Below are 21,078 nucleotides of genomic sequence, written 5' to 3'. Positions count from 1 at the left end.
TCCCTCAGTCGACCTTGAGCTCGGCGACCTGGTCGCCCAGCTCGGCGAGGAGCGCGTGGCGCTCCTCGCGACGCCGACGCTGCTCGCCCGGCTCCGGGACGGGCGCGGCGGCGATGAGGCGGCGCGTGTACTCCTCGCGCGGGTGCCCGAGGACGTCCTCGCGCGGGCCCTGCTCGACGATCTTGCCGTTCTGGAGGACGACGACGCGGTCCGCGAGCATGTCGATGACCGCGAGGTCGTGGCTCACGAAGATGCAGCCGAACTGGTACCGCTCCTGCAGCGCGAGGAACATCTTGAGCACCTGCGCCTGCACGGAGACGTCGAGCGCGCTCGTCGGCTCGTCGGCGACGAGCAGCTGCGGGTCGAGCGTCAGGGCGCGCGCGATGCTCACGCGCTGACGCTGACCGCCCGAGAGCTCGTGCGGGTAGCGGTTGATGACGTCGCGCGGCAGCTCGACCGCGTCGAGCAGCTCCCTGACACGTGCGAGCTGACTCTTGCGGTTGCCGACCTTGTGGACGACGAGCGGCTCCGCGATGCAGTCGCCGATGGGGAAGCGCGGGTTGAGCGACGACGCCGGGTCCTGGAAGACGACGCCCACACGCCGGCGGATCGCCTTCTCGGCCTTGCCGTGCGCACGGTAGAGGTCGGTGCCGAAGATCTCGACCTCGCCACCGGCCGCCGGGATGAGCCCGAGGGCGCAGCGCGCGATCGTGGACTTGCCCGAGCCGGACTCGCCGACAAGGCCGACGATCTCGCCCGGGGCGACGTGGAACGAGACGTCGTCGACGGCACGGAACGGCGTTTTGCCGAGCCGCTGGTACTCGACGACGAGGTTGCGCACGTCGAGCGCGAGCGCGGGCTTCTCGGCCTCGGCGCTCGCCTCCGCGGGCGCGCCGGGCACGGCGATGCCGAACTGCTCGGGGCCCTGACCGAGGTGCGGCACGGCGGCGAGCAGACGCTTCGTGTACGGGTGCTGCGCGTGGTTGAGGACCTCGTCGGCCGTCCCCTCCTCGACGATCTCGCCCTTGAGCATGACCGCGACGCGGTCTGCCATGTCGGCGACGACACCCATGTTGTGGGTGATGAGGAGGATGCCGGTGTCGAGCTTCTCCTTGAGCGACCGCAGGAGGTCGAGGATGTCGGCCTGAACCGTGACGTCGAGCGCCGTCGTGGGCTCGTCGGCGACGATGACCTGCGGGTCACATGCGAGCGCCATGGCGATGACGACGCGCTGACGCTGACCGCCCGAGAGTTCGTGGGGGAACTGCGTGACGCGGCGCTCGGGCTCGGGGATGCCGACCATGCGGAGGAGCTCGACCGCGCGGACGTCGGCCTCCTTGCCGTGCGCGACGTCGTGGAGCTCGAGCGACTCGGTGAGCTGCGACCCGATCGTCAGGACGGGGTTGAGTGCCGTCATGGGCTCCTGGAAGACCATGGCGATGTCGTTGCCGCGCATGCGGCGCAGCGCGGCGTCGTCGAGCTCGCCGACGACCTTGTCGCCGACGGTGACGCGACCGGAGATCCGAGCGTTGCCCGGCAGGAGGCCGAGCGCCGTCATCGACGTCACGGACTTGCCCGAGCCGGACTCGCCGACGAGGGCGAGGACCTCGCCCGGGCGGACCTCGAGGCTGATGCCCTTGACCGCGTGGACGGAACCGAACTCGGTGCGGAACTTGACGTCGAGGTCGGTGAATGAGAGGACCGGGTCCTGGGTGGTGTCGACGCTCATCAGTCCTTGCTCCTGTTCTGGCGCGGGTCGAACGCGTCGCGCAGCCCGTCACCGATGAAGTTCACGCACAGCGCGATCGCGAGGATCAGCATGCCGGGCCACCAGAAGAGCCACGGCCGCGTCGAGAACGCACCCTGGTACGTCGAGATGAGCGTGCCGAGCGACACGTCCGGCGGCTGGACTCCGTAGCTCAGGAAGCTGAGCGACGTCTCGAGGAGGATCGCCGAGGCGATCGCGAGGGTCGCGGAGACGATGATGACCCCGACCGTGTTCGGCAGGATGTGCTTGAAGATGATGCGGCGCGGAGATGCACCGATCGCGAGGGCGGAGGCGACGAACTCGCGCTCGCGCAGGGAGAGCACCTCGCCGCGCACGAGTCGTGCGAGGCCCGTCCAGGTCACGAGGGCGAGGACGACGGCGAGGCCTGCCGCACCCCACTGACCGGCGATCTTGCCGAGGACCGCGGCGAGCACGAGCAGCGGGATGACGATGACGAGGTCGGTGAGGCGCATGAGCACCGACTCGACCCAGCCACGGAAATAGCCGGCGATCCCGCCGATGAGCGTGCCGATGAGCGTCGAGCCGAGGCCGACGGTGAGCGCGATGAGGATCGAGATCTGCGTCCCGCGCATCGCGAGGGCGAAGTAGTCCTTGCCCGTGTCGTCCTGGCCGAACGGGTGTTCGCCGAGGCTGAAGGGCCACAGCTGGAGCGTGGGCCGGCCGCCGTTGACGACGTCAGCGGCCTTGGCAAAGTCCTTGTCCCACCAGCCGGGGAAGGGTCCGAACCCGATCGAGGAGTAGGCGACGACGACGATGAAGAGGAGGATGACGAGTGAGGTCATCGCGCCCTTGTGGCGCAGGAAGCGACGCAGGACGAGTTGGCCCTGCGAGTACGACTTCTGTGTGGAGTCGGGCGCTGCCTTCTCGACGTCGAGGTCGGTGCCTGCGACGACGGGCTCGACGCCCCCGATGCCCGGGCTCGGGGTCTGGAGGTTCTCGTGCGCGGCGGGCTTGTTCGGGTCAGTCATGGCGGGCTCCGCTGGGGGCGTGGTGGTCGGCGGTCTGCGAGGTGATCAAGGTCCTCACCGCCTGATCCGGGGGTCGAGCGCGGCGTACGCGAGGTCGGCCACGAGGTTCATGAGGATCGCCGCGGTGCCTGTGACGAGGAAGAACGCCATGACAGGGGCGGGGTCGACATGGTTGAGGCCGGTCTGGAAGAGCTCACCCATGCCCTTCCAGCCGAAGACCTGCTCGGTGATGATGGCGCCGCCGATGAGTCCGGCGAAGTCGAACGCGACGATCGTCGTGATGGGGATGAGCGCGTTGCGGAAACCGTGCTTGACGATGACGACCCGCTCGGAGAGGCCCTTCGACCGTGCCGTGCGGATGTAGTCCTGGTTCATGACCTCGAGCATCGAGGACCGCGTGTAGCGGGTGTACGAGGCGATCGAGATGAGCGTGAGGACGACCGTCGGGAGGATGATCTGAGCGCCCTTGTCGAGGAAGGACTCCCAGAAGCCACCCGAGAAGTTCGGGGTCTCCGAACCGATCGTCGAGATGGGACGGGGCTTGAGACCGAGGAGCGACGCCCAGTGACGGCTCGCGACGTCGGCGATCGTCAGCATGCCCATGATGACCGCGACGGAGATCGACAGCGTCACCGCGGCGCGGCGCGAGTAGCCGCCGACGAACCAGCCGATGGCGCCCGAGATGAGGATCGCGACGGGCAGGAGCCCGAAGATCGTGCCCCAGCCGCCGTCGATGAGGAGCGGGACGACGATGATGTGGCTCACCGCACCGGCGGCGACAGTGCCGAGCGTCGCGTAGAGGACGCGGCGGTTGCGGATGCCGGTGAAGAGCGCGGTCCCGCCGACGGCTGCGCCGAGTCCGACGATGATGACGAAGGCGATGCCGAGCATGGGGCGGCGGAACCACTCGGTCGCGGAGAAGTACGACATCGCGGCGATGACGAACACGAGTGTGACTCCCGCGGTGAGCGCGCGACGCTTCCATGGGCCGCCGAGAACGCCCTGGAGGATGAGGGCGAGGACTACCGCGGTGCCGGCGATCTGCGCGAGCGTGAACGTCGGATCCTTGATCCAGTCGTTGAACTCGATCGCTCCGTACTGCTTGAGGAGGACCGCGGCCCAGAAGACGGGGAGCGAGAAGAAGAGGAACGCGAGGAAGGTCACGACGTAGTCGAAGCCCGAGTACTGGCGGATCGCGGTCGTGATGCCGACGATGACGCCGATGACGATCGCGAGCACGGTCGCGAGGACCACGAGCCGGAGCGTCGACTGGGCGGCGTTGCCCAGGAGGCTTCCGACATCGGTGCCGTTCATGTTGGTGCCGAGGTCACAGCTGAGCGTCACGCACCTCGCGACGCCGCCGAGCCACACGCCGTACCGCTGGAACCAGGGCTGCTCGAGCCCCATGAACTCGGTCCGCTGGCGGATGAGGTAGTCCTTGTTCTTGTCGTTCGACTCTCGCAGGTCGGCGAGTGGGTCGCCCGAGATGGTCACGAGGAAGAACAGCAGCATCGAGCCGCCGAGCAGCACCAGGAACGAGGCTCCGAGCCTACGCAGGATGAACTTGGCCACGGACGATTCCTTCACGTCTCTGGATGGTGCGGGGATGGTCGGCACGGCACCGTCGCCGAGCCGTCCCGGTCGGGGGCGGTTCGGTGGCATCCTCGCGCCGCTGGGGTGAGGTCGCAATGGACCTCACCCCAGCGGTCTTGCTGTGCAAGCCTAATGCGTCGGGCGCGTCAGGCTGTCATGACGGCTCGTGAGCCGCCGTGCGTCGGTCAGGACGCGCGGACCCACTGCTCGGCGTTCCACGCGACGGTCGACTGGGTCGCCGTCTTGCGGACGTTCGAGATCGTGGCGTCGTAGGCGACGAGACCCGGGTGAGCGAAGACGGGGATGCCGTAGAGGGTGTCCCAGAGCTCCTTCTCGATGATCTTCACCTGCTCCTGCTGCTTGGCAGTGTCGAGCGTCGAGCCGAGCGCCTCCCAGGCGGCGTCGACCTTGTCGTTCTTGTAGCCGCCGTAGTTCTGCTGGCCGGTCGAGGCGTAGATGTTCTGGCCCGAGACGATCTGGCCGGAGCCGGCCCACGCGAAGAGCGCGACCTCGTAGTCACCGTTCGGCAGGGTCTTCGCGAAGAAGTCCTTGTTGCCGACGTCCTCAATCTCGAAGCCAGCCTCGTCGCACGAGGACTTGATGAGTGCGACCTCGTTGGTACGGCGCGGGTTCGGGGCCGAGTAGCCGATGCGGACCTTGATCGGGCCCTCGACACCGGAGGCGGCGATCTTCGCCTTGGCGCCCTCGATGTCGACCTTGTCGTAACGGCCGTCGTAGGAGGTGCCGACGACGTCAGCGTAGTTGTCCTGGAACGGGAAGACCTCGCGGGCGTTCATGACGACGGCCTCGGGGTCGACCGGCTTGATGAGGTTGTCGACGATCTGCTGACGCGGCACGCACATGGCAAACGCCTCACGCAGCTCGAGCGAGTCCTTGAACACGCCGCTGTTGAAGTTGAAGTCGAGGTGCTCCCACGTGAGGGACTGACCCGCCTCGGTCTTCACGGAGTCGCCGAGGGCCTCGATCTGCGCGACGGTGTCGACGACGGCCTGCGGCTCGATGACGTTGAGGTCACCGTTGGCGAGCGCCTGGACGTGGGTGTCAGGCGAGAGGAAGCGGTAGACGAGCGTCTTCGTCGCGGCAGGCGTGCCGAAGTACTTCTCGTTGGCCTCGAGCGTGACGGACTGGCCGGCCGTCCACGACTTCAGCTTGTAGGGGCCGGAGACCGGCGTGATTGCCGGGTCGGGGAGGGTGCCGGGCGTGGGCGAGAGCCAGCCCTCGTTCCAGAACTTCGCGGCGGGGCGGAGCTTCTCGACGTCCTTGTCCTGGATCGCCTTGACGAGCTCCTCGACCGTCATGCCGGCCTGCTCAGCGACGACGTGCGACGGGAACGCACCGTTGACCTGGAGCTGGTAGTCCGGGTACGGGTCCTTGTACTCGTACGTGAACGTCTTGCCGCCGACCTCGCCCTTGGGGCCCTCGAGGACGCGGGTGCCGAAGTCGAGGCCACCGACGTGGTTGAAGAGCGGCTTGGGGTTGCCCTTCTCGTCCTCGCCGTCAGTGATCGCCTGGGCCGCCCAGTCGAGGAGGTAGTCCTCGTAGGCGATCGGCGTGCCGTCGGACCAGGCCGCGTTGTCGGCGAGCGTGTACTCGACCGTCATCGGCTCCTCGGACGTGAGCTTGAACGTGCCGTACTCGGGGTCCTGGTGGATCGAGCCGTCGACGCCGAAGTAGATGAAGCCACCGATGAGACGGTCGTTGATGACCGAGTTGTACGTCGAGTACGTCTCGGGCGTCATGTTGTTGTACCCGAGCCACTCCTCGCCACCGAGGGTGTACGAGATGGTGTCGTCCTTCGTCGAGACCTCACCGAGGTCGGCCTTGCCGGGACCCTCGGGAGCGGCGGAGCCACCCGGGCTCGTCGTGGTGTTCGATGCGCCCGGCTTCGGGTCCTCGGACGTGCCGCACGCGCTGAGCACCAGCGCGCCGGACGCCAGGAGCGCGAGCGGAGCCGCAAACTTCCTGATCTTCAATGTTCCTCCTCGGTGAACGACGCACGACCCCGGGTCGTCGGGTCCCGACGTGGGGGCAGCCACCCCCGTGCCGTCGTGCGCCACGTCAAGAACCAACTTGTGGTTCCCCGAAACCGTACACAGCAAATCCGGTGACGCGGGCCACTTTCTCCTGTAGGCGGGGCATCGTTACAAAGACGGAACACGGATGAAACACGGGGCAACTGCTCCGAGCCCGCCGCCGCTCGGCCTCGTGAACTGCGAGAACATCTCCTAATCTCAAGGTGCGGACGCAATGTGACCACGATGCGCGCATTTCTACCGTGGCCCGGAACACATCCCAGGAATGTCGGGTGAGTCCAATTCGTTACTCAGTACCCGCGGTATCAAGTCTCGGACAGAATTGTCCGACGACCGGGACGAAGGTCCCCCACCTGCACGCTTCCGCTGCTCCCTGGCACACGCACGCCGCCCTAGGCTCGTCCTCATGACCACCGTGCTCCTCACCGGCTTCAATCCCTTCGACGGCGCACGGTGCAACCCGTCCGCCAAGGCGGTCGCGCTCGTCGCCGCCGCGTGGGACCGCCCTGAACGCCTCGTCACCGCGACCCTCTCCGTCGCGTTCGCACGAGCGCGCGACGAGTTCGCGCGCCTCGTCCCCGAGCACGCCCCTGCGCTCGTCGTCGCGACGGGTCTCGCGGGCGGGCGCGCGGGCCTCACCGTCGAGCGCGTCGCCGTCAACCTCGCCGACGCGCGCATCCCCGACGACGACGGGCACCGCCCGGCCGGCGAGCCGCTCGACCCCACGGGCCCGGACGCCTACCTCCTCCGCGGGCCCGTCAAGGCGGCCGCCGCCGCGGCGACCGCCGCGGGCGCCTCGGCCGGCACATCGCTCACGGCCGGCGCCTACGTCTGCAACGCAGTCGCCTACCACCTCGGCGCCTGGTCGCGCGCGGCCGCCGGACGTCGCGCCGCGTTCGTCCACGTGCCGTGGGACGAGCACGGTCCGGTCGGCAGTCCGCAGACGCCGCTCGTGACGACGGCGGCGGGGCTGCGCGCGATCGTCGAGGCCTTCCTCGACGTTCCCGACGACCTCGTCGTCGCGGACGGCCCGACGCACTGACGCCGGCACGCACGGCTCGCGACTTCCACCCGCACCCGCCCGCCCGACGGAACCCGGTTTCCGTCGTGCCCATGCACACGCTCCCGCGGACTGCTAGCCTTTCGAGCGTCCGGCTAGCAACCGCTTTCTCGCCGCGCCGTGCCAACGACGACACGGGTTCACCACTCGACGAGGAGCTGCAGTGAGACGTACCCCCACCCATGCCCGGCGAGCCTGGGCCGCGTTCGGCGCCGTCGTGCTCGCGACCGGCGCGCTGGCCCCCGCGGCAGTTGCCGCGGACGCCGCCGCACCCGGCGGCGCCCCGGGACGCTGGAAGATCGACCACATCGGCGTCGGCTCCGGCGGCTCCGCCGTCCTCGGCGACGACCGCACGCTCGTCGTCGACGCGACGAACGCGAGCAACAAGATCGCCGACTCCGAGGACGGCTTCTGGTACTGCTACACAGCAGGAGGCCTGACACGCATCGACGCGCCCTCGGCCCGCCACCACGGGGCGGGGGCGCGTCGGGCTAGGGTCAGGAGCATGCCTCCTCGCACGCGCGCCGCGACGTACGCCCGACGCCGCAAGCGTCGTCTCGCCGCCGTGACGAACGACCTCACCACCGCCGAGTGGCAGGCCCTCCTCGAGGCATGGCAGGGCTGCGCGTACTGCGGCGCGGACGGGGTCGCGCTCCAGAAGGACTGCGTCCTTCCCGTCTCCCGCGGCGGTCGCTACACCGCCGAGAACGTCGTGCCCGCGTGCCGCTCGTGCAACGCGAGCAAGTGCAACGACGAGGTCACCGGTTGGATGCGCCGCAAGCGCCTCGACGAGCGCGCGTTCCTCGAGCGCTGGGCGGGGCTGCTCCACGCGGCCCGCGCCGCGGCGTCCGACGCCGGTGACGGCGACGCTGGTGACGGCGACGCTGGTGAAGGCGACGCGCATGGGGACGACGCTCGTGACCACGACGCCGGTGGCGACACGCCCGAGGTCGGGGCGTTCCCCGGCGCCGCGACCCTGACGGACGCATAGCCCGTGGAGGACCTCGTCGTGCTGCCCGCGCCCGGCGCGCCCCGCGGGCTGCACATCCCCGCGAGCGAGCTCGTCGAGCAGTTCTCCCACTCCTCGGGGCCGGGCGGTCAGGGCGTCAACACGTCGGACTCGCGCGTCCAGCTGAGCCTCGACCTTGCGACGACGACCGCGCTCGACGACACCCAGCGGGCCCGCGTCCTCGCCGCGCTCGCGCCGCGGCTCGCCGGGACGGTCCTCACCGTCGACTCCTCTGAGCACCGCGCGCAGCACCGCAACCGTCGGGCCGCACGTGAACGACTCGCGGCGCTCCTGCGCGAGGCCGTCGCTCCCCCGGTCGTCCGCCGCGCGACCCGCCGGACCGCTGGCTCCCAGCGACGCCGCCTCCAGGCGAAGCGTGAACGTGCCGAGACGAAGCAGGCCCGCCGCCGGCCGTCGGCCGACTGACCTGCGCGGGGCCGCTCCCTACGCGGCAGGATGCTCCACCGCACCCCGGCCGCGCCACGTCGCGAGCGCGACGTGGCGGAGCATCGCGACGAGCACGACCGCCCACACGAGCAGGGCGATCCCGAGCGCGACCTTGCCGAGCGACTCGACGAGCGGCAGCCTGTCGACACGGCCGAGGTTGAGCGACGCGACCGCGAACATCCCCACCGGGAAGACGATCGACCACAGCGTCGGCACGTAGACGAGCGGCACCCGGTGGACGACGTGTCGCCAGAAGCCCGCCCCCACGAGCACCGGCACGAGCCACAGGCAGAAGCTCCAGAACACCGCGACGGTCCCCGCGATGAGCGCGCGCGTCGCGTCGACCATGGGCGTCGACCCCATGGCGACGATGTTGCTGCCCGCGACGACCGCGATCGCCATCGCCCCCATCGCGACCCAGTACGGCGGCTCGAACTCGCGCGGCGTGATGCCGTAGTGGACGATCCGCAGGAGTACGAGCACCCCGACGCCGCCGTAGAGCGCCACCCCGACTGACCACGAGAGCACGGCGAGGATCCCGACCCACGCCTGCCCCGTCGACACGTGCGGGTGGATGACGGTCATCGCAACCGCGAGGGACTGGCTCGCGACGGCCCAAATGAACCACGTGCCGTTCGTCCGCGCGAGGATCCGACCGCCGTCACGCGTCATGAGCACCTGCCACGGCAGGAGGTAGCCGAAGACGAACCACAGCGCGGCCCCGACGACGACGAGCGGGACCGCGACGGCGACGAGCCCCACGAGGACGAGCCGCACCGCGAGGACGTCGGTCGCGGCGACGATCGTGAAGTACGCGAACGCGGTCTCGGGGTTGCGCAGGTCGCGCTGCACCGCGTGCGGGTAGGCGATCGCACGCCACACGTAGAGGACCCACAGGACGACGTAGGCGAGCGCGGCGATGACGAGCAGCACGCTCGACGCGGCGGAGGCGCCGACCTCGTGCAGTCCGATCGAGACGATACCTGTGCCCATGACGAGCGCGAAGTACCCGGGCGAGAGCCCCTCGATCTCGGGGTGGTGCCTCACGTGCCCGCGTCCGCGGAACGCGACGCCGAGCACGCTCCGACCCACCGTGGCGTCGACGCCGTGTACCGCGCGTACTCGTCGCCGAACCGCTCGCGCAGCACCGCTTCCTCGAGCGGCACCTGCAGCCGGTCGACCGCGAGCAGGAACGCCGCGACGGGCACGAGCGCGACCGGTGAGCGCCGCCAGACCGCTAACGACGTGAGCGCGCCGGCCAGCGCGAGGTACATCGGGTTGCGCGTGTACATGTTGGGGCCGTTGACGACGAGCGCGCTCGCACCGACGTGGACCGGGTCGAGCGTCGTGCCCCGTGCGTGGAACCGCAGGACCGCTCCCCCGCCGAGGCACGCCGCACCGACGCCGACGGCCGTCGCCGCGACCGTCGAGGCCCGCGTCGGCGAGCTCCGACCGGCGAGCGCGCACTGCGCCGCGAGCGCGAGCGCGCCGAGCACGGGAGGAGGCGGACGGAAGCTCATGGCGATCACCCCTTCATGTCCGTCCGAACCTACCGCCCCCTGCGCGGGCGCTGCCAGGGCTGCACGTGGCGCTCCGACAGAGGGAACCGGAGCTGGTCCGTGGGGACCGCGAGGGGCGGGGCTCGTCGCCGCGACCGGTTTTGCACGGGGGTCTCCGGTGCGGCGCGAGCCGCGAGCGGGCATGCTGGGTGCATGTCCTTCCACGTCCCTGACGGTATCTCGCCTGCCGGCCGCGACCTGCGCGAGTACACCGACGAGCTGCGGCCCGCGCACGGCATCGTCCGCAACGATCGTGACGAGTGGGTGCTGCTGCGCCACGACCTCGTGCGGCGCGCGGCGCTCGACGCCGCGTCGTTCTCGAGCGCTGCCTCGCGCTTCCGGCAGGTGCCCAACGGGCTCGACGGGGCCGAGCACTCGGCGTTCCGGGAGGCGCTCGACCCCCTGCTGAGCGCCGGAGCGCTCGCCCGGCACGTGCCCGTGTTCGAGCGCGTGGCCGCCGAGCTCGTCGCGAGCCTGCCGCGCGGCACGTCGATCGACGCGGTCGGCGGCATCGGCGCGCTGTTCGCGGTCCGCGCGCAGAGCGCGTGGCTCGGCTGGCCCACCGACGTCGAGGATCGTCTCGTCGCGTGGATCGGCGAGAACTACGCGGCGACCCGCTCGGGTGACCTCGCGCGCACGCGGCAGGTCGCCGAGCACTTCGACGACATCATCCGCGAGGTCCTCGCCGGCCGGTCGCCCGACGCGTCGCCGGACGCGGACGTCACCGACCAGCTGCTCGCCGTGACGATCGACGGGGCACCGATCGCGCACGACGACGTCGTGTCGGTGCTGCGCAACTGGACGGGTGGCGACCTCGGGTCGATCGCGCTGTGCACGGGTGTGCTCGTCCACGGCCTCGCGACCGCTCCCGCGCTCCAGGCGCGCCTGCGCTCGGGTGTCTCGGACGTCGAGCTCGACGCGATCTGCGACGAGCTCCTGCGCCGCGACTCGCCGTTCATCGGCAACCGCCGAGTCACGACGTGCCCCGTCGAGCTCGACGGCGTGCAGATCCCGGCGGGTGCGAAGGTCAAGCTCCACTGGACGTCGGCGAACCGTGACGAGAACGTGTTCGGCGACCCTGACGTGCTCGATGCCGCGGGCAACGCGCCTCACAACCTTGTCTACGGGATTGGTGCGCACGTGTGCCCGGGTCGGACGCTCGCGACGATCGAGCTGCGGACGCTCGTGCGGGCGCTGCTCGCGGGCACGAGCACGCTCGCGCTCGACGACGCGGCCGAGCCGGTGCGCGAGGTCGCGCCCGTCGGCGGCTGGGCGAGCGTCCCGGTGCTCGTCGGCTGACGTGGTCCGGCGCGCTCAGCGCAGGCCGAAGAAGTCACGCAGTCACGCGTCGACGTCGCGCATGGTCGCGACGTCGACGACTCCTGCGACGTCGACGATGCGTTCCCGGCCCACCGTGCGGGGCTGCTCGGTCATCGCGAACGTCGGGCGTGGGAGGTCGAGGTGAGGCCCGCGGAGCGGCACGTGGTTGGGCCAGCCGCGATCGACGGTCGTGCCGGGCACGATGATGGCCACGGCGCAGGTCAGCGTGCGATGCGGTCGCGGAGCTCGGCCGAGACCTAGATCGTCGTCGCCATGCGGTGAGTATGCGGCTCGGTATACGCGGACGTGGGGTCGACCGGCGCGGGTGGCGTGCGCGCGGTGTAGGGTCCTAGTTACTACGGAATCACCTGTAGAAAATGAGGAGGTGCCCGATGGCAGCGCCCGACGACGACACGCTCGTCGCGACGGTCGACGTCCTCCTGCGAGCCCTGCGTGCGCTCGGCAGCGCAGGCCGGCCCGACGCCGCCAACCGGCTCGCAGCCCGCGCCTGGCTCGCGCTGCGGGACGAGCACCCGCGCCAGGCCGAACGCGTCAACGGCACGATGCACCACCTCGTCCGCCTGCCCACGGAACCGTGCGCCAGCACGGCCACGGCACACCCCACCCAGGAGAGAACATGAGCAACGACCCGCAGCTCGACGTCCGCAACGACGTGCCGCAGCGCCGCCACGAGCTGATCCTGCAGACCTACCACGCGCTCGAGAGCGGTCACGGGTTCGAGCTCGTCAACGACCACGACCCCAAGCCGCTCTGGTACCAGTTCGACGCCGAGTTCCCCGGCCGGTACACGTGGGACTACCTCGAGCAGGGCCCCGAGGTCTGGCGCGTCCGCATCGGCAAGCCCGCCGCCTGAACGAGGTCGCGGGGGTCGGGGCGAGCGCCCCGACCCCCGCGACCACGCCCGCTACGCAAGCGCGGCCAGCTCCGCCTCGAGCTCCGCACGCAGACCGTCGTGCTGCGGCCCGAGCGCGTGCGCCTGGTCGCTCCACCGGTCCGGGGAGTAGAGCCACACCGGCTTGCGCACAAGCTCCGCAGGTTCCCAGGTGTACCGCGGCCACACGTGCGCGTGGAGAAACGCGTCGGCGTTGCCGAGGATCTCGACGTTGACACGCCGGTAGCCCGCGTCGCGCCGCGCGCAGACGTTCTCGACCGCCGTCGCGACGAGGTCGGTGTCCGAGAGGAAGCGGATGCGCTCCCCGCGCGGCAGGTCCGAGAGCCGGTCGACGCCCGGAACCTTCGTGAGCGCGAGGGAGTACCCCGGCAGCCACTGGACGTCACCGATCACGGCGAACGCCGCGTCGAGTTCTGCGAGCACCGTCGGGTTGCGCCCCTCGAGCGCCGCCCGCACTCGGTCGTCGCGCCAGTCGTCCATCGTTCTCCCCCGTCGTCGGCTCCAGACAGCCTGCACCGCGCGCACGGCTCATGCCACCGTGACACGCTGACCGCACGACGATGACGTAGCCCGAGACCTGGACCGCCATCGACGCCCCGTCGACGACGCAGCGCCGGCCGTCGGGCCAGGTCACACCCTCTCCTCCTCGAGTTGTCGCTCGAGGTCGTGCTCGTCGCCAAGAGCGCCATCCTCGGGCGCCTGCGCGCAGCGTCGAGCACGGGCGGCAAGGTCGCGAGCGTGCTCGCCCTGTGGGTCGTCGCCGCCGGCAGCAAGCTCGTGATCCTCCGGCTCGTCAAGCTGCTCTTCGGCGACGCCGTGAGCCTCGGAGGGTTCTTCCCCGTGACGTTCCTCGCCGTCTCGCTCCTCCTCAGCCGACGAGCGGTGCGCTGGCTGCTGCTCGGGGAGACCGCGGACTAGGACCCGCTCCGCGTCCCGCCGTGGCGGGAACCCCTCATCAGAACCGTGTGCGGCGAGGACGCGCCTACCGGTAGGCGTCGACACGGCCCTGGTCACGCTCGACCGTCGCGTGCGCGAGCGACGCGTGGACCTCTCCGCGCTCGAGCAGCACGACGTCCGCTCCGTGCGCGACGAGCTGCTCGCGCGACCAGCGGATCGTGCGGAACAGCGCGTCGACCTCCTCCGGCGGCGCGAGCAGAACCGGGTCGAGCAGCGCGACGGCCGCGCCCTCGTCGAGCGGACCACGGATACCGGCGTCGTCCCACAACGGCAGGAGCGCGCTCCACAGCAGCAGGTCGCGCGCGAGCTCCGCCCGCAGGACGTCGGCGTGCTCAGCGCGGATCGGGAAGCCGAGCACGCGCGGATCATGGAGCGCGTCGGCGCCCGCAGCGAGTTCGAGCCGCAGGGCGTCACCCGCCCGGACGACCGTCGGGAACCACACACCTCGCGAGAAGACCGTCACGGCCATGGGTCGTCCTTCCGTCCGTACCGACCGTCCGATCATCCACCCACGTCGACCTGGACGCTGTCGACGGGTCCGCGCACCGGCGTGAAGATGGAGGGCTACCTCTGGCGACTCACGGACCGCGCGTCCGGGCGCGTCGTCATTCGCGGGCGGCCTCGTCACGACAGGCCCGTTGCGGACCGAGGTGACGGCGCTCGTCGTGCGGCTTCCCTCTGGTCGCGTGGTCCGGCTCGGGGACGCCGTCGTCAGCCCTGTCCGGACGCGGACGGACGACGAACGCTGGCGCCTGTCCCGCCGAGGGTTCGGCTGGCGGATCGATGTCGAGGCGCGCGCGGAGCTGCTCCGGCGAAGCCTCGACCCGACGGCGACGTCGGCGGGACCCGTCCCACGCTGAGCCGCTCCCCGAGGCTGCGCTCTGTTCGGGCCTGTGCACACGAATCGTGTGCACGGGCGCTCACAGTCGTCGGCCTCACCGGGCGACATGGACCGCGCGCCGCGTCGCGACGGCGTCAGCATGGGGACGAGCACCTGCGTCATGCCGCGTCTGCACCGCGACGACCTCAAGGCCAGCGTCGTCGAGCAGACGCGTCATCTCGTCGACCGGCCACGTGTACGCCGTGACGACAGCATGGTCGAACGCCTCGACGCGCTCTCCGAGGAACCATCCGACGAGCAACGACCCCTCCGGCTCGAGGGATCGTGCGAGCTCCCGCACGACCGTCGGCAGCGACTCGGGCGGTGTGTGGATGAGGGAGTACCAGGCGAGGACCCCGTTGAGGCTCTCGGACGCGTACGGGAGCCGGTCAAGATCGCCGAGCCGGAACCGCACCTCGGGGAACCTTGCGCGTGCGCTGTCGAGGAAGGCCGGAACCACATCGAGCCCCGTGACGTCACAGCCGAGACCGTCAAGGTGCGCGGTCCAGTGGCCTGGTCCGCACCCGGCGTCGAGCACCGCGCCTTGGCGCTGCCGACCCCAGCGAGTGATCGTCTCGATGTCGACGGCTGACATCATCTCGAGGCCGCCGAGCCGTTCGACGTACTCGGAGGCGCGTGCCGCATAGGCGCGACCCACCTTGTCGGGGAGTCGTCCGCTCATGGTCACGTCTCTACCGCTCCGGGCTCGACGAGCGGCACGACGTCCCTCCCCGTCGTGACGACGGGCAGCCGAGTGGCCGACCCCGGCACCCTCGTTGAGAAAGCAGACGTCACAACTGTTGCTCCCCGAGGTCTCCCTCACCCCGGTTGGGGCCGAGGCGACGGTTCTCGCTCTCGAGCCAAGTCCGCCGCGTCACCAGAAACTGCTGGTACGCGTCCGCGATCGACCCGGCCGTCACGTCCATGAGGATCGATCCGAGGCGGCTCCCTCGTGCGCGGCCAGCGACGATCACTCCCCCGACCCCTGCGATGACCACGTGACGTGCACCGACGACGATGGTGCGCCGGGCCCATCCGACGTGGCCGACGATCCCCCGATGATCTCGCGCGATGACATAAATGTCGTGCGGCGCGTATCCGTACGGCTGCTCCGGGTCCCAGTCACCGAAGTCCCGCGCGTACTCGCCGTCGAACATTCGACGCAGGCCGTCGAGGTGCACCCCGGAGAGCTCCTCGTGCCTGACGAGCACGAGGGTAGGACCCACCATGCCGTTCCTCCTCGTTGTGCGGGCGCTCCGGGTGAACGTACAGCACCCGCTACCGAACAGGCATGCATGATGCCGATTCGCGGTCATGGCCGAGCCGAACGACCCACGGCTCACGCGCGCCCGCGCAGCAGCGCGTCAGATCGCCGGCTGGGCGCAGCGGCCCGAGCCTGGGTGCATGCCCATCCGCTTCCCTGCGCCGCTCGCCCCCGGCGACCTCATCGCCGTCACCTCGCCCTCGTGCGGCGTCCCGGCGTCGCTGCAGGCACGCATCGATGTCGCCGTCGCGGGCCTGCGTGCCCACGGCTTCCGCGTCGTCGTCGGGAGGTGCATGGACGGCAGCGCTCACGTGAGCGCCCCCGCCGCCGACCGCGCGCGCGAGCTCACCGCCTTCCTCACGGACCCCGCCGTCAGGGCGGTCGTGCCGCCCTGACGGCGGCGACACCGCGACCGACCTCCTGCCGCTGCTCGACTGGGACGCGATCGACGCGTCCGAGCCCACGTGGCTCGTCGGGCTCTCCGACATCTCGACGCTCATGACGCCCCTCACGCTGAGCGACGTCGTCGGCTCCCCGTACGGCGACGTGCCCGCGTTCGCGCGGGCCCACGCGCCCGAGGGGCTGCTCGTCAACGGCGCGCTCGGTCGCCTGCGATGGGTGGGCGACGAGCGGACGCTCACGCAGACGTTCACTGCGTAGAGCTGCCTGACCGCTCAGCCGCCGCGGTTGACGCGGACGGCGTCGCGCACGAGCTGGCGGAGGGCGTCGTCGTCGATCTTGTCGCCCTCGGCGAGGTCGATCGCGCGGACCGTCTTCCCGTCGAGGCGCGCGTTGAAGAGGCCTGCCGGGTCGTCGAGCCGGGCACCCTGGGGGAACGTCAGCCGCACGGCCGCCTTGAGGATGTCGGCCATCGCGACGTTGCCGTCGCACACCCACGTCGCGACACCCTCGGGCTTCGAGGGCTTGCGCCACTTGATCTCCTCGACGATCCCCTCGTCGGCGCTGAGGACGACGCGGCGGAGGCGGGCGAGCGCGTCGCCGCGCCACCCGCCGGCGGCGGCGACGATCGCGTCGATCTCGGCGGCTGCATGCTGGGAGTCGGGGCTCATGCGTTCATCATGACGCTCTGGCAGCCGCTCGGCAGGAGCGGGAGAACGTCAGCAGCAGTCGTCGTCGCAGGCGGGGGCCTCGCGCTCGCCCGTGAGCACGGAGAGTGGCGTCGCGCAGCACGGGTCGCCCTTCCACGCCTCGAGGCCCTCACGGACGGCGAGCACCGCGATGACGAGGGCCGCGACGGAGTCGGCCCACGCCCAACCGAGCAGGGCGTTGAGCAGGAGTCCGACGAGCAGCGCCGCCGAGAGGTAGGTGCAGATGAGCGTCTGCTTGGAGTCGGCGATCGCCGACGCCGAGCCGAGCTCGCGGCCCGTCCGGCGCTCGAACCAGCTGAGGAACGGCATGACGACGAGGCTGAGCGCTGCGACGGCGATGCCGACCGGCGAGTGCTCGGGATCGCGCATGCCCGTAAGCGACAGGAGGGCGTCGACGGTGACGTACGCGGCGAGCGCGAAGAACGAGACCGCGATGACGCGGAGCGTCACCTTCTCGCGACTCTGCGGGTCGGGCGCGGAGAACTGCCACGCGACCGCCGCGGCCGAGAGCACCTCGACGATCGAGTCGAGGCCGAACCCGATGAGCGCGGCTGACGACGCGGCAGACCCCGCGAGCAGGGCGACGCACGCCTCGATGACGTTCCACGTGATCGTGATCGCGACGACGATCCTGATCCGTCGACGCAGGGCCGCGGTGCGCGCGGGGTCGAGCGCGAGGGCGGTCATCGGTTGCCTCCGGCGTCGCAGCATCCGGGCACGGTGCACTCGACGTCGAGGCACGGCGCGTCCTCGTCGACCGCGAGGGTGACGTCGACGAGCGCGAGGAGCGCCGCGGCGAGGTGCGGGTGGGCGATTTCGTAGCGCGTCCGGCGCCCCTCGGGCTCGGCGACGACGATGCCGCAGTCGCGCAGGCACGTGAGGTGGTTGGAGACGTTCGAGCGGGTGAGCCCGAGCTCGCGCGCGAGTTCGGCCGGGTAGCCGGGGGCGTCGAGCAGCGTGAGGAGGATCCGGGAGCGCGTCGGGTCCGCCATGGCCCGGCCGAGCCGGTTCATGACGTCGAGACGCGAGGCAATGGTCAGCACATGATGACTATACAGCCGCAACTGAAGTATGGTCGTCGACGCCTGGAGACGAGTGCCGCGCTGCGCCCTGGCGGCGGCAGCCGCCCGCTGCTCAGGCCTTCTTCACGACCGACGACTTCAGCTGCATGCGCCCGAAGCCAGGCACGGTCGCGTCGATGTCATGACCGTTGACGGGCTCGGCGAGCAGGCGGATGCCCTTGACCTTCGTGCCGACCTTGATCGACCCACCGCCGGCGCCGGAAACCTTGAGGTCCTTGACGATCGTCACAGTGTCGCCGTCGGCGAGCTCGTTGCCGACGGCGTCGCGGACGGCCACGCCCAGGACATCCGACGGCTCCGAGGCGGACCACTCGTAGCCGCACATCGGGCAGACAAGCAGCGCGCCCTGCTCGTACGTGTAGGCCTCGGAACACTCGGGGCATGCGGGAAGGGTGTCAGACATAGGATCGGGCTCCTTGGCGGTCTCGGCACGGGGCGACGCCACCGCGCCCCTCCGCACCGTACGCCAGGTGGAGACCACGCCACTGAGGGTGGCTCCGACGCGCACGTCACGCCGGGACAACCCGTCAGGCGAGATCGTCGCGCATGGTGCCGGAGAAACTGTCGAGCCGCTCCGTGACACCGAGCGTGAACCACTGCGCGTCGAGCTCGTCCCAGAGCTGCTCGTCCGCGTCGTCGAGCTCCTGCGACGGACCGTCAGGTCGCATGCGCACGTACTCAGCATGAGCATGCTTGACGAGAGCGGCGACAGGCTCGAGCCCCAACAGCTCGAACGCCGCTTCGGCCGCGGCAAGGTCATCTGCAGATCCGCTGGCGAGGTAGTTCTCGACGGCGCCCACCAGTCCCGCGTTGTCGGCACCTCCCGCGAAACTCAGCGCCGCGCCGTAGGCCCAAAATCGCTCCGGGGCGCTCGCGTCCCCGTGGACCTGAGTTGGGTCAAACGCCTTAGTGCCCTGACGACGGTGTCCTGAGCGCGTCGAGCAACGCCTGCTTGTCAGCCGGGATTGCGGGGGCGACGTCGGTGACGACGCCCCCAGCTTCGATGGTTGCTGAGCGCAATNGTCCTGAGTTGGGTCAAACGCCTTAGTGCCCTGACGACGGTGTCCTGAGCGCGTCGAGCAACGCCTGCTTGTCAGCCGGGATTGCGGGGGCGACGTCGGTGACGACGCCCCCAGCTTCGATGGTTGCTGAGCGCAATGGCCGTAGATCGCGCAGAACCTTGCGGATCGAGAGGCCCGTGCGGTCCTGGATCGTGCGGGAGACCGCCAGTGCGGTGAACACGATGGTGAGGTGGGCCTCGATGGCTTCGCGGGTGCGTGCGAAGAACGGACGGGCTCGAAGGTCCGTCTTGGACATCCGGAAGGACGCCTCCACGTGCCACAGGTCGTGGTAGCTGGAGATGACCTCTCCGGCTGGCATGATCGCCGCGGGGATGTTGGTGACGTAGCCCTTGAGCCCGGCCACCATCCGGGCCCGCGCAAGGGCGGCCTCGTCCAGGCTGCGGGCGCTGCCGGAGGTCTTGACGAAACGCGTGCCGCGGGCGGCCTTGTCGCCCTCGATGACCGCTCGGGCGCGGTTCTCCTGCAGGGTGAGGGTCTTGTTGTCCCGGACGAATCTCTTGGTCGGGTACGCCCACACCGCCCGCCATGAGGCGGGGGCCCCCTGCGGCCTCCGGACCGGTTCGGCGCGCTGCTGGGTGTCGTTGTCCGCCCGTGCGCCGCGATGCTTGGGAGTGAGGGTGTCGATGATCTGCCCCTCGACCATCGCGGTGCCGTTCCAGCGGTAGTGAGAGGCCAGGTCCAGCGGCGCGGAGGTCTGACGGGCCCCGACGATGAAGGACAGCCCCGCATCCTCCAGCTCGTGAAGGTTCTTCGCCGAGAGCATGCCGGCGTCTGCGACGACGACCATGGCCTCGATGCCGTGGCGGGCCTGGAAGGACTTGATGATGGGCACAAGCGTGTGAGTCTCGGCCTTGTTGCCCTCGAAGCAGCCGATCTCGAGCGGGAACCCGGTGCGGTCCACGAGCAGTCCCACGACAATCTGCGGGTCGACCCGGCGCTCCTTGGAGAACCCGACCTTGCGCAGGTCGTCTTCCTTCTCGGCCTCGAAGTACAACGTCGTCACGTCATAGAGCACCAGCGAGATGTCTCCGCGGCTGCGTGCGTGAGCGAAGCAGGCGGTGGCGATCAGGTCCCGGTAGCGGCCGTCATGGGCGCGCTTGAGCGTGCGCTTGCGCGTCGAGAGCGACGCCGACACTCGACCCAGGTCAGCAAGGACCCGGTCGACGTCGAGCAGGGAGGTGGGCTCAACGATCCGCGCGATGACCAGGTCCCGAAAGGTCTCATCGGCCACGACGTCGAAGCCGAGGTCGTCGAAGACTCCCGCAAGGACCTCATAGAGCAGCCCGGAGAAGGAGCGGGTCACCCGTGGGGGACGCGCCGGCCGGCCGCGGGGCGCTGGTGGCTCCGGGAGAAGTTCAGGTGCGGTCGGCTCGGGCAGCAGCGCAACGTGGCGACCCGTGGAGTGCAGACCCAGATCAAGCTGCATCTGAGCGTCGTCGACGATCAACCCGTCGGCTTCCTGCAGGAGCATCGCCAGCGTGACCTCGTCGTGGGCTGAGCCAACATGGCGCACGATCCGGCGTCGGCCCTGCACGGATTCCACGATCTGCACGGCCGTCGCGCCCGACGCCGTCCGCACTCGCCGGACCCACACCATCCCTGGAGAATACTTAGTGCCTCAACCGAGGCACCAATCCACAGAATCGCGCGCATCATCGCAGGTCAACGAACCGCGCTCTTCCGGCTGTGGAGAACGTGACCCAAGTCAGGTCGCGTCCCCGTGGACGTACGCGTCGATCGCTGCCTCGTGGATGTCCATCGTGCTCCGTTCATCTCGCCGAGCGGTGGGTACGTGCGCATCACCGGACAAACTGTCCAGAAAAACGTTATCCGGCCGGACGACCTCACCTCAATCGCGAACGATCCAGAGAGTTCCAAGTGCGACGAAACTGCAGGGGGGCACACGCCCCCGGCGCGACGACGCCCCAACGCCCTCATCCCGAGGCAGCCGGGGCCGCGGTCAGACCGATGCTCGGGGTTCGCGGGTCACAC

26 protein-coding genes are annotated in these 21,078 nt (G+C 70.2%); 9 read left to right on the top strand and 17 right to left on the bottom strand.

Annotation, left to right across the window (positions count from 1 at the left end):
• Positions 1-4: 4 nt before the first annotated feature.
• From C1729_RS13505 to C1729_RS13490, 4 genes are all read right to left on the bottom strand, one after another.
• The gene (locus tag C1729_RS13505; protein ID WP_102510386.1) at positions 5-1,729 is read right to left on the bottom strand and encodes an ABC transporter ATP-binding protein; all 1,725 of its coding nucleotides are present in this window, start codon (positions 1,727-1,729) and stop codon (positions 5-7) included.
• The gene (locus C1729_RS13500) at positions 1,729-2,757 is read right to left on the bottom strand and encodes an ABC transporter permease (protein WP_102510385.1); all 1,029 of its coding nucleotides are present in this window, start codon (positions 2,755-2,757) and stop codon (positions 1,729-1,731) included. Before C1729_RS13500 ends, C1729_RS13505 begins: the two co-directional genes overlap by 1 nt.
• 54 nt (positions 2,758-2,811) lie before the next feature.
• Positions 2,812-4,329: an ABC transporter permease gene (locus C1729_RS13495; RefSeq protein ID WP_102510384.1), complete on the bottom strand. Its 1,518-nt coding sequence runs from the start codon at positions 4,327-4,329 to the stop codon at positions 2,812-2,814.
• A gap of 206 nt (positions 4,330-4,535) precedes the next feature.
• Positions 4,536-6,344, bottom strand: coding sequence for an ABC transporter family substrate-binding protein (locus tag C1729_RS13490; protein WP_102510383.1), 1,809 nt, complete (start codon positions 6,342-6,344; stop codon positions 4,536-4,538).
• A gap of 466 nt (positions 6,345-6,810) precedes the next feature.
• Between C1729_RS13490 and C1729_RS13485 the strand changes: the two genes are divergently transcribed.
• From C1729_RS13485 to arfB, 3 genes are all read left to right on the top strand, one after another.
• Positions 6,811-7,446 carry a pyroglutamyl-peptidase I gene (locus tag C1729_RS13485; RefSeq protein ID WP_102510382.1) on the top strand — a complete coding sequence of 212 codons (636 nt, stop codon included), beginning with the start codon at positions 6,811-6,813 and terminating at the stop codon, positions 7,444-7,446.
• A 181-nt stretch (positions 7,447-7,627) separates the two neighbouring features.
• On the top strand, positions 7,628-8,455 hold the full coding sequence (locus C1729_RS15295; protein ID WP_340637956.1) for an HNH endonuclease: 828 nt from the start codon (positions 7,628-7,630) through the stop codon (positions 8,453-8,455).
• A 3-nt stretch (positions 8,456-8,458) separates the two neighbouring features.
• On the top strand, positions 8,459-8,899 hold the full coding sequence (gene arfB, locus C1729_RS13475) for an alternative ribosome rescue aminoacyl-tRNA hydrolase ArfB (RefSeq protein ID WP_102510381.1): 441 nt from the start codon (positions 8,459-8,461) through the stop codon (positions 8,897-8,899).
• An 18-nt stretch (positions 8,900-8,917) separates the two neighbouring features.
• Here the strand turns inward: arfB and C1729_RS13470 are convergent, their stop codons facing one another.
• Complete coding sequence (locus tag C1729_RS13470) at positions 8,918-9,967, bottom strand: tellurite resistance/C4-dicarboxylate transporter family protein (protein WP_242493848.1); 1,050 nt, start codon at positions 9,965-9,967, stop codon at positions 8,918-8,920.
• A complete protein-coding gene (locus tag C1729_RS13465; RefSeq protein WP_102510708.1) occupies positions 9,964-10,440 on the bottom strand; it encodes a methyltransferase family protein in 477 nt (158 codons plus the stop codon). The genes C1729_RS13470 and C1729_RS13465 overlap by 4 nt, the downstream gene beginning before the upstream one ends.
• A 192-nt stretch (positions 10,441-10,632) precedes the next feature.
• On the opposite strand from C1729_RS13465, the gene C1729_RS13460 reads away from it, so the two are divergent.
• Positions 10,633-11,778 carry a cytochrome P450 gene (locus C1729_RS13460; protein ID WP_102510380.1) on the top strand — a complete coding sequence of 382 codons (1,146 nt, stop codon included), beginning with the start codon at positions 10,633-10,635 and terminating at the stop codon, positions 11,776-11,778.
• A gap of 42 nt (positions 11,779-11,820) precedes the next feature.
• Here C1729_RS13460 and C1729_RS13455 read toward each other — a convergent pair whose 3' ends face one another.
• Positions 11,821-12,012, bottom strand: coding sequence for a type II toxin-antitoxin system PemK/MazF family toxin (locus C1729_RS13455; RefSeq protein WP_207204625.1), 192 nt, complete (start codon positions 12,010-12,012; stop codon positions 11,821-11,823).
• A 179-nt stretch (positions 12,013-12,191) separates the two neighbouring features.
• Between C1729_RS13455 and C1729_RS13450 the strand changes: the two genes are divergently transcribed.
• Positions 12,192-12,440 carry a hypothetical protein gene (locus C1729_RS13450; protein WP_102510379.1) on the top strand — a complete coding sequence of 83 codons (249 nt, stop codon included), beginning with the start codon at positions 12,192-12,194 and terminating at the stop codon, positions 12,438-12,440.
• Complete coding sequence (locus tag C1729_RS13445) at positions 12,437-12,673, top strand: DUF2249 domain-containing protein (protein ID WP_102510378.1); 237 nt, start codon at positions 12,437-12,439, stop codon at positions 12,671-12,673. Before C1729_RS13450 ends, C1729_RS13445 begins: the two co-directional genes overlap by 4 nt.
• A 51-nt stretch (positions 12,674-12,724) precedes the next feature.
• Here C1729_RS13445 and C1729_RS13440 read toward each other — a convergent pair whose 3' ends face one another.
• Positions 12,725-13,192 carry an HIT family protein gene (locus C1729_RS13440; RefSeq protein ID WP_102510377.1) on the bottom strand — a complete coding sequence of 156 codons (468 nt, stop codon included), beginning with the start codon at positions 13,190-13,192 and terminating at the stop codon, positions 12,725-12,727.
• 171 nt (positions 13,193-13,363) lie between these two features.
• Between C1729_RS13440 and C1729_RS13435 the strand changes: the two genes are divergently transcribed.
• Complete coding sequence (locus C1729_RS13435) at positions 13,364-13,630, top strand: hypothetical protein (protein WP_102510376.1); 267 nt, start codon at positions 13,364-13,366, stop codon at positions 13,628-13,630.
• Between the two features lie 64 nt (positions 13,631-13,694).
• Here C1729_RS13435 and C1729_RS13430 read toward each other — a convergent pair whose 3' ends face one another.
• The 3 genes from C1729_RS13430 to C1729_RS13415 form a co-directional block, all read right to left on the bottom strand.
• Positions 13,695-14,138 carry a DUF6357 family protein gene (locus C1729_RS13430; RefSeq protein WP_102510375.1) on the bottom strand — a complete coding sequence of 148 codons (444 nt, stop codon included), beginning with the start codon at positions 14,136-14,138 and terminating at the stop codon, positions 13,695-13,697.
• Between the two features lie 466 nt (positions 14,139-14,604).
• A complete protein-coding gene (locus C1729_RS13420) occupies positions 14,605-15,231 on the bottom strand; it encodes a class I SAM-dependent methyltransferase (RefSeq protein ID WP_102510373.1) in 627 nt (208 codons plus the stop codon).
• A 109-nt stretch (positions 15,232-15,340) separates the two neighbouring features.
• Positions 15,341-15,778 carry a GNAT family protein gene (locus C1729_RS13415; RefSeq protein ID WP_102510372.1) on the bottom strand — a complete coding sequence of 146 codons (438 nt, stop codon included), beginning with the start codon at positions 15,776-15,778 and terminating at the stop codon, positions 15,341-15,343.
• A gap of 85 nt (positions 15,779-15,863) precedes the next feature.
• Between C1729_RS13415 and C1729_RS14815 the strand changes: the two genes are divergently transcribed.
• On the top strand, positions 15,864-16,208 hold the full coding sequence (locus C1729_RS14815; protein WP_207204624.1) for an LD-carboxypeptidase: 345 nt from the start codon (positions 15,864-15,866) through the stop codon (positions 16,206-16,208).
• A gap of 103 nt (positions 16,209-16,311) precedes the next feature.
• On the top strand, positions 16,312-16,473 hold the full coding sequence (locus C1729_RS14810; RefSeq protein WP_242493906.1) for a hypothetical protein: 162 nt from the start codon (positions 16,312-16,314) through the stop codon (positions 16,471-16,473).
• Between the two features lie 14 nt (positions 16,474-16,487).
• On the opposite strand, the gene C1729_RS13405 is transcribed toward C1729_RS14810, so the two are convergent.
• The 6 genes from C1729_RS13405 to C1729_RS13380 form a co-directional block, all read right to left on the bottom strand.
• Positions 16,488-16,883 (bottom strand): DUF1801 domain-containing protein, encoded by a 396-nt coding sequence (locus tag C1729_RS13405; RefSeq protein WP_102510371.1) that lies wholly within the window; start codon positions 16,881-16,883, stop codon positions 16,488-16,490.
• A 48-nt stretch (positions 16,884-16,931) separates the two neighbouring features.
• Entirely contained in the window at positions 16,932-17,609 is a 678-nt protein-coding gene (locus tag C1729_RS13400; protein WP_102510370.1) for a cation efflux transmembrane domain-containing protein, read from the bottom strand.
• Positions 17,606-17,965: a Cd(II)/Pb(II)-sensing metalloregulatory transcriptional regulator CmtR gene (cmtR, locus tag C1729_RS13395; protein ID WP_102510369.1), complete on the bottom strand. Its 360-nt coding sequence runs from the start codon at positions 17,963-17,965 to the stop codon at positions 17,606-17,608. The genes C1729_RS13400 and cmtR overlap by 4 nt, the downstream gene beginning before the upstream one ends.
• A gap of 91 nt (positions 17,966-18,056) precedes the next feature.
• On the bottom strand, positions 18,057-18,407 hold the full coding sequence (locus tag C1729_RS13390) for a zinc ribbon domain-containing protein YjdM (RefSeq protein WP_102510368.1): 351 nt from the start codon (positions 18,405-18,407) through the stop codon (positions 18,057-18,059).
• A 124-nt stretch (positions 18,408-18,531) separates the two neighbouring features.
• Positions 18,532-18,963 carry a DMP19 family protein gene (locus C1729_RS15420; protein ID WP_422917663.1) on the bottom strand — a complete coding sequence of 144 codons (432 nt, stop codon included), beginning with the start codon at positions 18,961-18,963 and terminating at the stop codon, positions 18,532-18,534.
• 85 nt (positions 18,964-19,048) lie between these two features.
• Positions 19,049-20,683: an IS1634 family transposase gene (locus tag C1729_RS13380; protein ID WP_102510366.1), complete on the bottom strand. Its 1,635-nt coding sequence runs from the start codon at positions 20,681-20,683 to the stop codon at positions 19,049-19,051.
• Positions 20,684-21,078: the final 395 nt, after the last annotated feature.

It is taken from the genome of Sanguibacter massiliensis, assembly GCF_900240335.1.
GTDB classification, from domain to species: Bacteria; Actinomycetota; Actinomycetes; order Actinomycetales; family Cellulomonadaceae; genus Flavimobilis; species Flavimobilis massiliensis.
This window is presented reverse-complemented; position numbering and strand designations above follow the sequence as displayed.

What these genes read in the sequence shown, in the direction of transcription:
- C1729_RS13460 (WP_102510380.1), top strand. Translation starts at nt 10,633, where the DNA reads ATGTCCTTCCACGTCCCTGACGGTATCTCGCCTGCCGGCCGCGACCTG.
- C1729_RS13450 (WP_102510379.1), top strand. Translation starts at nt 12,192, where the DNA reads ATGGCAGCGCCCGACGACGACACGCTCGTCGCGACGGTCGACGTCCTC.
- C1729_RS13405 (WP_102510371.1), bottom strand. Translation starts at nt 16,883, where the DNA reads ATGAGCCCCGACTCCCAGCATGCAGCCGCCGAGATCGACGCGATCGTC.
- C1729_RS13500 (WP_102510385.1), bottom strand. Translation starts at nt 2,757, where the DNA reads ATGACTGACCCGAACAAGCCCGCCGCGCACGAGAACCTCCAGACCCCG.
- C1729_RS13390 (WP_102510368.1), bottom strand. Translation starts at nt 18,407, where the DNA reads ATGTCTGACACCCTTCCCGCATGCCCCGAGTGTTCCGAGGCCTACACG.
- C1729_RS13420 (WP_102510373.1), bottom strand. Translation starts at nt 15,231, where the DNA reads ATGAGCGGACGACTCCCCGACAAGGTGGGTCGCGCCTATGCGGCACGC.
- C1729_RS13380 (WP_102510366.1), bottom strand. Translation starts at nt 20,683, where the DNA reads ATGGTGTGGGTCCGGCGAGTGCGGACGGCGTCGGGCGCGACGGCCGTG.
- C1729_RS13465 (WP_102510708.1), bottom strand. Translation starts at nt 10,440, where the DNA reads ATGAGCTTCCGTCCGCCTCCTCCCGTGCTCGGCGCGCTCGCGCTCGCG.
- C1729_RS13415 (WP_102510372.1), bottom strand. Translation starts at nt 15,778, where the DNA reads ATGGTGGGTCCTACCCTCGTGCTCGTCAGGCACGAGGAGCTCTCCGGG.
- C1729_RS13445 (WP_102510378.1), top strand. Translation starts at nt 12,437, where the DNA reads ATGAGCAACGACCCGCAGCTCGACGTCCGCAACGACGTGCCGCAGCGC.
- C1729_RS14815 (WP_207204624.1), top strand. Translation starts at nt 15,864, where the DNA reads ATGGCCGAGCCGAACGACCCACGGCTCACGCGCGCCCGCGCAGCAGCG.
- C1729_RS14810 (WP_242493906.1), top strand. Translation starts at nt 16,312, where the DNA reads ATGACGCCCCTCACGCTGAGCGACGTCGTCGGCTCCCCGTACGGCGAC.
- C1729_RS13485 (WP_102510382.1), top strand. Translation starts at nt 6,811, where the DNA reads ATGACCACCGTGCTCCTCACCGGCTTCAATCCCTTCGACGGCGCACGG.
- C1729_RS13505 (WP_102510386.1), bottom strand. Translation starts at nt 1,729, where the DNA reads ATGAGCGTCGACACCACCCAGGACCCGGTCCTCTCATTCACCGACCTC.
- C1729_RS13430 (WP_102510375.1), bottom strand. Translation starts at nt 14,138, where the DNA reads ATGGCCGTGACGGTCTTCTCGCGAGGTGTGTGGTTCCCGACGGTCGTC.
- C1729_RS13400 (WP_102510370.1), bottom strand. Translation starts at nt 17,609, where the DNA reads ATGACCGCCCTCGCGCTCGACCCCGCGCGCACCGCGGCCCTGCGTCGA.
- C1729_RS13440 (WP_102510377.1), bottom strand. Translation starts at nt 13,192, where the DNA reads ATGGACGACTGGCGCGACGACCGAGTGCGGGCGGCGCTCGAGGGGCGC.